This window comes from Rothia sp. HMSC065G12, from assembly GCF_001811455.1.
Taxonomy (GTDB): domain Bacteria; phylum Actinomycetota; class Actinomycetes; order Actinomycetales; family Micrococcaceae; genus Rothia; species Rothia dentocariosa.
On the sequence record NZ_KV804819.1, the window covers coordinates 65,817 to 77,791 of the forward strand.

Annotated in this window: 8 protein-coding genes; 6 read left to right on the forward strand and 2 right to left on the reverse strand. The window is 50.9% G+C overall.

The window, feature by feature from the left end:
* The first annotated feature begins 525 nt into the window (after positions 1-525).
* The 6 genes from HMPREF2804_RS09985 to HMPREF2804_RS10010 all read left to right on the forward strand — a co-directional run bounded on the left by HMPREF2804_RS09985 (position 526) and on the right by HMPREF2804_RS10010 (position 11,021).
* Entirely contained in the window at positions 526-1,317 is a 792-nt protein-coding gene (locus HMPREF2804_RS09985) for a (Fe-S)-binding protein (RefSeq protein ID WP_004005516.1), read from the forward strand.
* Between the two features lie 11 nt (positions 1,318-1,328).
* Complete coding sequence (locus HMPREF2804_RS09990; RefSeq protein ID WP_048752701.1) at positions 1,329-2,954, forward strand: LutB/LldF family L-lactate oxidation iron-sulfur protein; 1,626 nt, start codon at positions 1,329-1,331, stop codon at positions 2,952-2,954.
* Positions 2,954-3,601 carry a LutC/YkgG family protein gene (locus tag HMPREF2804_RS09995; protein ID WP_013397788.1) on the forward strand — a complete coding sequence of 216 codons (648 nt, stop codon included), beginning with the start codon at positions 2,954-2,956 and terminating at the stop codon, positions 3,599-3,601. The genes HMPREF2804_RS09990 and HMPREF2804_RS09995 overlap by 1 nt, the downstream gene beginning before the upstream one ends.
* Positions 3,602-3,911: 310 nt before the next feature.
* A complete protein-coding gene (locus HMPREF2804_RS10000) occupies positions 3,912-5,054 on the forward strand; it encodes a DUF6531 domain-containing protein (protein ID WP_141750945.1) in 1,143 nt (380 codons plus the stop codon).
* Between the two features lie 96 nt (positions 5,055-5,150).
* Entirely contained in the window at positions 5,151-10,295 is a 5,145-nt protein-coding gene (locus tag HMPREF2804_RS10005; RefSeq protein WP_048754096.1) for a lipase family protein, read from the forward strand.
* Positions 10,296-10,325: 30 nt separating this feature from the next.
* The gene (locus HMPREF2804_RS10010; RefSeq protein WP_239664655.1) at positions 10,326-11,021 is read left to right on the forward strand and encodes a DUF6318 family protein; all 696 of its coding nucleotides are present in this window, start codon (positions 10,326-10,328) and stop codon (positions 11,019-11,021) included.
* Positions 11,022-11,028: 7 nt separating this feature from the next.
* Here the strand turns inward: HMPREF2804_RS10010 and HMPREF2804_RS10015 are convergent, their stop codons facing one another.
* Entirely contained in the window at positions 11,029-11,751 is a 723-nt protein-coding gene (locus HMPREF2804_RS10015) for a DUF6318 family protein (RefSeq protein ID WP_070628205.1), read from the reverse strand.
* 35 nt (positions 11,752-11,786) lie between these two features.
* Positions 11,787-11,975 (reverse strand): hypothetical protein (locus HMPREF2804_RS11205; RefSeq protein WP_210399320.1); only part of this gene is annotated, 189 nt, incomplete at its 5' end.

Consider the following 11,975-nt stretch of genomic DNA (forward strand, 5'->3'; position numbering starts at 1 on the left):
GATTTTGCGCACTGCATTTTTTCGAGATGTTCCTGGGTTGTGCCACCCGATATTGCAAGGGACTGCATAGGTAAGGTATGCATATTTGCGGGAAATTATGCAGAAAAATTGGGCAGTTCCGCATCAGCTCGCGGATGCTGCATATACACCCGCCGGAATGTCTGTTTAAGGTATCTCGAAACATTGGGGTTGCTATGACCTAAAGTATGCTTTACTACCTGAAACTAAGGGAGTCCTTAAAACTCAATTTGGTGAGAAAAATGTTCGTTATTTCAATTAAAGGAATGCTCCGAACCTGGTGTTAAATGAAGATCAACGAAGAAAGTCTACGAATACGTTTCTACACCGATATGACCGGTCCCCGTAAACACCGGCGGGTTCCTGAGAGAACCTGGTCAGTCATGATCCTGGCGCGTTGAAAACCCGCGTTACGTAAATTCGGCACAGGAATTTGCGTCCCGGAGCGCATACCGCATCCCACATCAGCGGTTCTGTAGAGACTCGAAACCAGAAAGGACGGATAACATGCGTATTGCGCTTTTCTCCACGTGCATTGTTGATGGCATGTATCCCCGCGTAGCACGCGCGACCGTCGAGATTCTAGAACGCTTGGGGCATGAGGTTGTTTATCCTCCCGGGCAGACCTGCTGTTCCCAAATGCATGTCAATTCCGGGTACTTTGATGATGCTTACCCCGTCGTAAAAAACCACGTCGAGTCTTTTGAGGCGTGGGACTGGGATGTTGCCGTGGCACCCTCAGGTTCCTGCGTAGCATCCCTGGGGCACCAGCAGCCCATGATCGCTCGTCATCAGGGCGACGAAGATCTTGCCGTGCGCGCAGAACAGATTGCTGCACGCACCTTTGAGCTTTCCCAGCTTCTCATTGACGTTCTGGGCATCACCAACGCTGCCGAGCAGCTTGGTTCTTACTTCCCCGAGCACGTGACCTACCATAGCTCATGCCACGGTATGCGTCTGCTGCATCTTGGCTCTCGTCAGTCAGATCTTGTGCGCACCGTTGAGGGTATTAAGTACACCGAAATTGAGGGTCTCGACCAGTGCTGCGGCTTCGGCGGAACCTTCTCGTTCAAGAACGCCGATGTTTCCGGTGCGATGGTTGAAGATAAAGCAACCAACGTTGAGAAGACCGGCGCATCCGTATGCACTGGCGGCGACTGCTCCTGCCTGATGAATATCGGCGGTGCGCTCTCACGCCGCGGATCCTCTGTTAAGACCGTCCATTTTGCCGAAATCCTCGCCTCCACCAAGGAGAATCCGCTGAAGATTGACGGCAACGTAGAACTCGCCTTCGCATAGAAAGTAGGTTGATGATGACTTCCACCGCAATCCCCCTGGGTATGCCGAAGGTCGTGCACTACGGCGAAGGTAATATCTTTGAGAACGAACCGTTCCCCGAATACGCCAAGCGTGAGCTGAAGAATGACCAGCTGCGTAATAACCTGCGTTTCGTGACCCACGCTATTCGCAATAAGCGTGCCCGCGTCACCAGCGAGCTGCCCGACTGGCAGGAACTGCGCAACACCGGCGAAATGGTGAAGAACTATGTGCTCTTCAACCTGCCCCAAATGCTGGAACAGTTCGAGCGCAACTTTACCGCGCGCGGTGGCCACGTACACTGGGCGCGCGATGCTCACGAGGCAAACCAGATCGCCCTCGATCTGATTCGTGAGCAGGGTGTAGACGAGATCATCAAGATCAAGTCCATGGCAACCGCCGAAACCGGTCTGAACGAGTTCTTGGAAGAGAACGGCATTAACGCCATTGAGACCGACCTTGCGGAAGAAATTGTGCAGCTCGGCGAAGACCGCCCCTCGCACATTCTGGTTCCTGCAATTCACCGTAACCGCCGCGAAATCCGCGATATCTTCCTTAAGAAGATTGAAGGCATTAACCCGGATATTACCGATGAACCCGCTGAGCTTGCGGAGGCTTCGCGTAACCGTCTGCGCGAGAAGTTCCTCTCGACTAAGGTCGCCGTTTCGGGCGTGAACTTCGGTATCGCTGAGACCGGCACTATGACCATCGTGGAATCCGAAGGCAATGGTCGTATGTGCCTGACTCTGCCCGATACTCTCATCTCGTTCATGGGTATCGAGAAGCTGCTGCCCACCTTCCAGGACTACGAGGCGTTCCTGCAGCTTTTGCCGCGTTCCTCCACAGGTGAGCGCATGAACCCTTACACCTCCATGTGGACGGGCGTAACCCCCGGTGACGGCCCGCAGAACCTGCACGTGATCCTTATCGATAATGGTCGTACCGCTGTGCTGGCCGATGAACTGGGTCGCCAGGCTCTGCGCTGCATCCGCTGTTCTGCCTGCATGAACGTGTGTCCGGTGTACGAGCGTGCCGGTGGTCACGCCTACGGTTCCACTTACCCCGGTCCGATTGGTGCAATTCTTTCGCCCCAGCTTTCCGGTATTGAGGCGGCGCACAATAACTCGCTGCCATACGCATCTTCGCTATGCGGTGCCTGCTACGAAGTGTGCCCCGTGAAGATCAACTTCCCCGAGGTGCTGGTGCATTTGCGCGGTAAGGATGTTGAGGCGAAGCACGCGAAGAAACACGCGCCCACCCAGATGGACGCCATGATGTACGGTGCTAAGAAGCTGTTCTCCTCGGGCAAGATGATGGCGGTCGCCGAACGCGGTCTGCCGATGTCCCGTCTGATTAGCGGCAAGAAACATAAGATTACGAAGGTGCCCGGAATTGTCGGCGGTTGGACGGACTACCGCGATATTCCTGAGCCTCCCAAAGAATCGTTCCGCAACTGGTGGAAGAAGGAAAAGTCTGGCGCACCCGCTCGTGACAGCGCCGAGCGCGTGGATATTTCCGCTCTCATCGAAGCGAATAAGGGTAAGGCTGCAGAAGCCGCAGCGAACGCACAGGCTGCGGCCGAAGCTCAGGCGGCTCGTGAAGGTAAGGAGAACGCATAATGTCCTCTGCGAAGGAAGATATTCTCACACGTATTCGTGAGTCCCTGTCGGATGCCCCCGAGGCACCAACTCCCGTGCGTAATTACCGCCGCGTAAGCGAGCTGAACCGCGAACAGACTATTGAGATGCTGGTAGATCGTCTGATCGACTATAAGGCGAACGTCTTCAACGCGACCGAGTCGAATATCGCCGAGGTTATTGCTGAGCGTCTAGGAGAGAACTCGCGCTATGTGGTTCCCACCGGGCTGAACCCCGAATGGCTGCCTGAGGACACTGCAACCCGCGTGCATGTCACCGATTCGGGGAGCACTCTTGAACCCGGCGCGCTTTCGGTGCATGAGCTTGATGCCGTGGATGCGGTGGTCACCTCCTCGACCGTATCGTGCGCTGAGACCGGCACCATTTTCTTGAACTCCACCCCACAGGAAGGTCGCCGTGCGATTTCCCTGGTGCCCGATCACCACGTATGCGTGGTGCCGGAATCCACGGTTGTGGAGCTGGTGCCGGAGGCGATTGAACGCATCACCTACGAGCGCCCGGTGACCATGATTTCCGGGCCGTCTGCGACCAGCGATATTGAGCTGATTCGCGTGGAGGGTGTGCACGGGCCGCGCATCCTGGATGTGGTGATCCTCGAAGGCAAATAGCCGGTTCGGCAAATGCGGTAAACGGACTAGGCGGTTGAGCCTAGAGCACCGCTGACGCAATAGAAAGGGGATGGGAACCTAACGTGGTTCCCATCCCCTTCACTATGCGCGGCGTACTCTCTGTGAGTAGCATTCTGTACTAAGAGTCTAGGGTATGACATGAGGAGTCCAGCAATATGAAGTGCAAAAATTTCTCAAGGAGTATTGAAGAAATTCACGATAATTTACGTTCTTCAAGGTATTCTTATAGGTGTCAATTACATGAACACCATTGAGCTTCCGTGACTTAATAAAATTGAGGATGCATGCCATGAGCGATGAACAACCACAGAGAACCGAAATCGGATACGCGAACCATAATCCCCTTATATTTGATCATTCTGCAGCTTCCTTATTCGCAGATATATGTCAGAGAGCCTTGCGAGAGCTTAAATTTCTGCTACCTGATCTGCGTAGAACTGCTGATGAAGCACTTAAAGATTTCAGAGGGTATTTCGCTGAAGTTTACCGGCGGAATATGGAGATAGCTGTTGAGGGTGGAAACGCTATTATCAGCTACCTGGAGCAGCTAGAACGGTCTATTAAACAAATTGATAGATCTGCTTATGATGAACGAAGAAACCGCCAGAAGGCACGCGAGTATGAGGATGACTGGTGGGGGCTTCATAAAAGCTGGGATGAGTTTTGGGGATTTGCCCCGCCAGTAGATGAAATTATTCCTCCCAATGTTCATATTGAGGTCGTAAGACAGCCTTCACGTGAGTTTCCTCGTATAGGAGAGAATACAGAACAGGGTATGTCGGTATCTTCGCTCCGACCTTCCAGATTGATGATAAGCGCTATGCAAACTGAGAGCCTTGTCGCTGGGCTTAGTCATTTTCCTAGTGAAATCCGTAATAAAGCTGCGGAATTTTCTGCTGGAAGTCAGTGGGGGAGCGTTGACTGCGAAGACTTTATAAAAGCATTTGAGACATGGAATGAAGAGAACCGCCAAGATCATCGGTGGGCAAATACTATTGCGAACGAATTTAAAAAGGCTGGAGCTGCTGGCGAGTTTGTTACCCTCTCGGACGCGGCGTTGCAAAACAGCTTAGATCTTAAAGGTATACGTAATAACCGCGCCGACCTAACGATTCCAGCACCTATGGTGACGGGTAAAACGCCTTCAAGTGGTTTCGCAAACGACCCTGTTAATGTGGCGACGGGTAACTTTATCGAACCGGAGATTGACCTTGAGTATTCCGGTCTTGCATCATCCTGTGCTCTAACCCGCATGTACAACAGCGTCGCCTTGCTCGATGACTCTATGGATACTGGTGTTTTTGGTCCTGGTTGGTCATCGAATCTGGACGTAAAACTATTTTTTGAGGACGAAGGCGCAACCCGTATTCTTCCTGATGGGCGGCATATCTTCTATGCACGGCAGGGTGAAGGGTTTGCCCGAGCTCAGTGAGAAGCGCAATGGCTTGAGCGTATAAGTCTTGAAGAACATCATGACATTGACTCCACGCTTGAATTCATTCTGAATACCACAGAGCAACATGTCGGTGTGCTCTACTGTGCCCAAGATAATCAGGGAACCCGAACCTATTTCTCCCCGAGCGGTACCTGGCTTGGTGCAACTACTGGCCCAGGAACTACAATTGCTGCTTTGCGTAACAGCGAAGATCAAATAGTTCAGCTTATACACGAACTTGGACGACATATTAAGATTCAATACCGTGATGGGCGCGTTGCTTACGCAACCACTTCTACTGGTGAGCATGCTGAATATATGTACGGAGGTCTTGCAGAACGAACTGCTGGACATCTCACGGGTGTAAATACTGCGCGAGGTACCCGTACATACGAGCATGATAAGAATAATCTGATTTACCGTGTTATCACAGCAGATGGTACCGTCGAGGTTACTAACTCCTATGATGAACGAGCCCGTATAATTCAGCAGCTCACCCACTACGGGCGTACCGTGCGGTACTCCTATCTGAACCACGGCATCACCGATATTGCCAATACTGACGGCACCGATGCAAACGTGTGGGTTAGCGATGAATACGGTCGCCTGGTTGCCCTGCATGATGCTGAAGGCGGCCGTACTACCTTCTCCTACGACACCTTCGGTAACCGCCGTCTCGTAACGGAACGCGATGGGAGCCGCATACACAGGTACTACGATGAGCGTGGTCGGCAGATTCGCGAGATCACCGCCGAAGGCGCAGAAACGCTCACTACTTACGATGAATTTGACCGGGTGACCTCTCAAATCATCTCTACTTTTGAGGTGGACCAGCGGAAACGCTACGAAACGTACATTGCCCACCTGAACGGGGAGGGAACGGAAGATAGTACACCGCAGGTCCTTGCAACCCAGACCTTCACCTATGCCAGTCCTGAGGATCGCTATCCGTCTGCCGTGACTGATGCCCAAGGCAACACCACCACATTCACCTGGAATCAGGGAATGCTGATCCGAACTGAAAATCCTGAAGGTGTAGGGGTGAACTTCACCTACGACAAGTTTGGGCAGCCGGTCACTATGAGTAATGATCTGGGCGAGACCACACGTCTGGAGTACACTCCTTCAGGCCAGCTAACGGCTGTAACAACACCACTCGGTTATCGCACGACTCTAACCTACGATAACGCAGGTAACCTGATCTGCTATGAAGACCCCACGGGTGCTCTCTGGAAATTTGAGTACGCTGAAGGCGCTCGCCTGACTGCTGCCGTTGACCCCCTGGGCGCGCGTCAAGAGTACACATACGGTGCCAGCGGCGATGTGGTTCAGCTTCGCGATGCGCTTGAGCGCATTACCACACGTACTTTCGACCTCTACGGAAATATGAGTTCGGAAACCCTGCCCGGCGATAGAACCTTTACCTATATCTATGACGGGTTGGCACGTCTGGTGGAAACCGTCGACCCCGCTGGCGGTTCCTGGAAACGTACTTACGACGCGGCAAGTACGCTTACCAGCACGATCGATCCGACCGGTGTGCAGGTGAAAAATATCGCCAATCGTACCCACCGCACGGTGACGCAGCATGACGGTTCAGGTACAGCAATACGGGTGAAGCTTGATCAGCTAGGACGCCCGGTGGCACGCGAGGAAATCCCCTCACCCACGGAAACCGTTCAAGAGCGTGCGGCATCTGGTGAAGAGCGCATTGTCTATGATGTCGTGGGTAACCCGGTTGAAATTCTTGATGCCGAAGGCGGCCTGACGCGGTACGAATATAACCGCGCGCATCAGCTTGTGCGTGAAGTATCTCCCGCAGGGCGAGTCAAAACCTACGCCTACGATCGAGCGGGGCGGCTTGCGTCTATGACCGATGGAAACGGGAATACCACCGAGCTGGAGTATGATGCCGATTCGCGCCCGGTAGCACGTAAATTTGCGGATGGAACTGTAGAACGCATGACGTACGACCGTGCCAGCCGTATTATCAGTGTGGTGGGTGGTTCGCAGCTTCCGACGCACTATACCTATGATGCCGCCGGGCGCGTAACAAGTATCCGTGATGGTAAGTACGGTACCCGCTCCTTCGTTTATGACGCCGCAGGTCAGGTTATCACCATGATTAACGGCGTAGGCGGACGTACCCATTACACCTATGACGAAGCCGGGAATGTAGTATCGATGATGGACCCAGCAGGCGCCATTACCAGCTACGAATATGATGTTCTGGGCAATATGGTACGCCGAGTTGATCCCGTAGGTGCCGTGACAAAGTACTCCTACGATGGTGCTTCGCGCCTAGTTTCAAAGACTAACCCTGACCACAGGGTTCATGTGTGGGAGTATGATGCAAACGGCGAGGTGACGGCATACCGCGTTGACGGTGAGCTGATGGCACAGATTGCCCGCAACCTGCGCGGACGAAGCATCACCGTGCGGGACTGGACCGCAGTTGGCGGTAAAAACTCGGGTCAAAAACCTTGGGTGACCCGTACTCACCGTGACCGCCTGGATCGCGTGGTCAGCGTTCGTCACGGAGTCGGTGAATCGGTGCTGTCCTCCGAAACCTCGGTTGCTGATATTTCTCAGACCTTCCTCTCGGAAGGAACATATGAGCTAGTGTATATCTATGATGCCGATGGCTACCGCACGGGTTTGATTAGTCCCTATGGCATGCAGAGTTACACCTACGATAATGCCGGAAACCTGGTATCGACGGGTGACTACCTTCAGGGAGAAACCGCGTCCTTTGCCTATGATGCCGTTAACAACCTAGTACGTGCTCGGGTGGGAGATATTGTTCGCCGCTGGAACTACACGGACGGTCTGATCACGGAGTATTCCGAAGAGTCTGCATCTTCAGGCGATGTTTACAGCCATGCTCAGATTATGCGGGATAGTGAAGGGCGCATTATTGGTGTCGATTCTCCTGCTGGGTTAGTCATGTACTCCTATGATGGTTCTGGGCAGCTGGTGAGTGCCCGCCGTGGAAACGAATACATGACCTGGAACTGGGGGAGCGCAGGCACGCTGGAACGTGAAGTATACGCGCTCGTCGAACCAGAAAATGCAGAAAATCCTGGGCTTTTACAGGTTGTCTCTGCCCGTGTGCGCCTTTTCACCTATGACGCTGCGGCTCAGCTTCACAACGTTTGTACGTATACTCTCGATGTTTCTTCTGATGAGATCGCGCATGCTGATGATTTCCTAAAGCAGCACGGTCTAGAGCATCCTCAGGCTTTCACCTTGGGCGCTTTGCCATTAGACAATACGCCAACAGAACCTATCGAGCTTTCACTATCTCAGGTTCGTGTGTTTACCTACGATGCTAACGGTCACCGCACGGGTGAGCGTACCTCTGACGGCTCTCAGATAGACGTAGATTTCAACCCTTCCGGGTATCTGGCAGCTGTGTCGCGTGCGAATGCTGCGGCTGCTGAGGGTACTATTTCTGCGGCAGCTTCCTATGAGGGCGAGATTTACCAGGTGACAGGCGCAGATGGTGTATCGGTTCCGGTGGTGTGGGATGATCTTTTGGATGTGCCCGCGCTTATGGGCGTGGGATCCGCGCCCGCTGCTAAGCTTCCCGAAGGTATTGCCGATAGCGCTCTGGGCGTTTCGTTGCCCCAAGACCGTGAGTTCTCGATTCCCATGCTGGCACCGGGAACGGGTTCACTCGATCCGTTTAGCGTCTATAGCCCTCAGAGTAGCGCGCCTTCACCAGCTCAGACATCTATGATGCCGGATGCGCTGTCTCTGATTTCTGTGCCGCGTGCTGGTGGTATCGGGATTGCAGGGGTAAACGTTCTGGGACACCGGATGGTGGATGGGTCGACGGCTTCGTTCCTCTCGCGTGACCCACTTCCGGCAATTCCCGGCACTGGCTGGGTAGGGAACGAATATTCTCTGGTCGGCAACAACCCCGTAGGGCTCATCGACCCGTGGGGACTCTCACCTGTCTCAGTTGAAGAACTGAAGAAGCTGAAGGAGCATGCACCTGTTATGCCGTATGTAATGTCTAAGCTATATGGTATAGATATAAGATCAGCTGATAAAATATTCAAACTATCCTTTGAAAATATGTGGGAAGGTTTTACTAATGCTGCTTATCGTATTCTAGCTTGGAATCTTACAAATGCTTTAACTGCCCTGAAAGTTGAGTTTTTGCCTGTCATTGCTTTTATTTATCTTTATAATAAAGGTAGCGAGTATAGTCAAGATTTTATGAATGGATATATTATTTCTTTAATTTTCAGAGATAAAAATTCTGTACCCTCTTTAAGTGATTATATGGTTGCTTTTGGTGCTGGTATTAGGAATGCCAATAACATGTACCATAGGCGGGAACACCCTGATATTGAAGATTTGAATGTGACCAAGGCAGAGAATCAAGAAGGAATTCCACATATATCTGAAGCTCCAAAATCTCCCCCTAAAGATATTAAGGAGATTGCTTCTCGTATGCGTGAAGTAGAGTCAGCCGATTACGTGAAGGCGTTAGAAGAGAAAGAAGATCGAGGATACTCAGGGGTTCAATTGGATATATATACAGATCAAGCTACTCAAAAGAAAGTTGTTTATGTTTACATATCTGGTACAGATTTTGGAGGTAAAAAGGGAGAGTTAGGTAGTATAGGCTCTAACCTGGGTACTCCCGGAGACGGTACATCTGTATCAATCGATAATATGTCTCCTTATGCGCGTATGGTAGATAAAGCTCTAAAGGATGCGGAAGTTCCAGCTGATGCACAAGTCGTCATGGTGGGGCATTCTCAAGGCGGAGCTGTTGCATACAGTCTGGCGAATAATGAAGAATTTAATAAAAAATACCATATAAGCAATGTGGTAACCTACGGTGCTCCTCTTAATAATCTAGAATCCCAAGATAAAAGTCTTCCGCACCAATTCGATCTAACTCAAGTAAGCCATGTGGGTGATCCAGTTCCTGCGCTTACTCCATATTCGGTGTCAAATCCATTTTTTCATCCAATAGGTAATCAGGTTATAGTCAATTCTGATTCTTCTAGCTTGAACCCTATGGCTCATCATGAGATGAGCGAATATGAGGAAGGTGCGCAGAAATATATTGGTAAACATAGTAACTCTCCTGAAGTAGCTGTAGATTCTGGAAAGTATGATAAATCTGAAACTTATCTCTATACTGGCACAAATACAGTGAATGAAAATTCCATTAGTAGGGGTGCGACAGAAGCTCGGAAAGGAATGTTGAGATAATAGGAAACATACAAACTATGGAGGTATGTTATGGCCATTTACCCTCGACGCTCGTTATGTAAGCTGTGCATGGGGGTAGCTTTTAGTGGGTTGTTGAGTTCATGTTCTCTTCCGCGTGGACGTGATAAAAACTCTCCTTATACGCAGTCTCATGCTCCTGAGCCTTTTTGGAATAGTAAAGACTACTCTGGAGTAGTGAAGTTTGGTGATTATCAAACTGTGGGAAAGTTCGAAGCAGGAACTGTAGAGCATCCTGCCATCAGTACACCTATACCGCGCCCTCATCAAACTTTTCAGGACTATTATGTATCAAATATTTACAGTGCAGTTGGTCTCTGGGTTTCTGCTCTGAATTATCTGTTGCTCACAGGGGAGGCAGAGCCTTTGAAGGTTATTGATCCTGAGTTGAAGACGGCTCGTCCTGATATTGTGAAGCTGTATGAGGATGAGACTGGGTGGGTGATTAGTCAGGATCAGTCACCGTTAAAAGGTGAGTTGTTGGAACCGCATCCTGCAGAAACGTTGGAGAATTCGAAGGTGTTTACGTGGTCTGCTCGTTTAAAAGTAGATGCTGATGCCCTGGTGTTTTATGCGGACACGAAGGGGAGTCGTCCTTTAGCTGAGGCTCTGGGGTTACGTTCGGGTGAGATGCAGCTGCAGATTGCGTATGTGGAGGGTAAATGGCGGTTAGATACTGCATATCACAGCATTTATACCGTGTCCTAAAAAAATATTAAAGTGGTTTTCTCTGGTTGATTGACCCGTCTTCTTTAACGAGGTTCCAGTGACCATCAAGATACCTGAGTCTGGCGTTAACTTCCTCCTTCTCTACCCTGTCAATAACTTTCAGGAAAGACTGCGTGGAATTATTGGTGGAGTCGTATACTTGAGCCTCCGAGGAAATATTGATAATACTTTGCCATATACGGTCAGGTGATTCTAGGGTAACGTCATGCGATCCTGGTGTTGAAAGTTCGATGGTAAAAATATGTTGTGGTCCTATAACCCATCCTGTATTTTTCTGATATAGATCAAGAACCGCTGAAGGAATAGTCGCGGTTGCATCGGTGACTTGGCTTAGTGGTTTAATGTCACCAGTAAGATATGCATAGTTGACGGACTCAACCCAATAGGCGAGGAAAGCATACATTCCGTCGCTGCTGTATTCATTGATGTAATGGGGTTGGAGAGGTTTAGGAACGTTTTGCGCCTTGTGTTCTTGGGTTCCAGGAACGTATTTCCCGTGCTTTTCATATGTTCCTAGCTGTATGGTGCCGCTGTAGTCTGCTCCACGGTTTTGTTCAAAGGTCTGTGAAGGGGTCGGATATACCTCACTATACTCGTACTGAGAAGTCCTACCTTCTGGCCGGGCACACGAACTTAACATGAACGTCCCAGAAATACTGAGTCCGAGGGTGAGAATGGTTCTGCGTGTGGGCAGGTGTGTGGAGTTCATGGGTGTTTGGCTCTCTGGGTATTTTGGTCAGTGTATTACTCTATTGTATAGGGTTTGGGTTGTTGCCTGGCTGATTTTGCTGCGATGAAGGGGAGTATGATGGGCGGATTATCTCGTCGATTAATGTTTACTGGTGGTTGGGGTTTTGTTGCTGGCTCGGTGTTGAGTTCATGCGCTGTTTCTAGGCCAACTCCTTCTAGAACTGAGGGTTTTTCGTCTTCTCC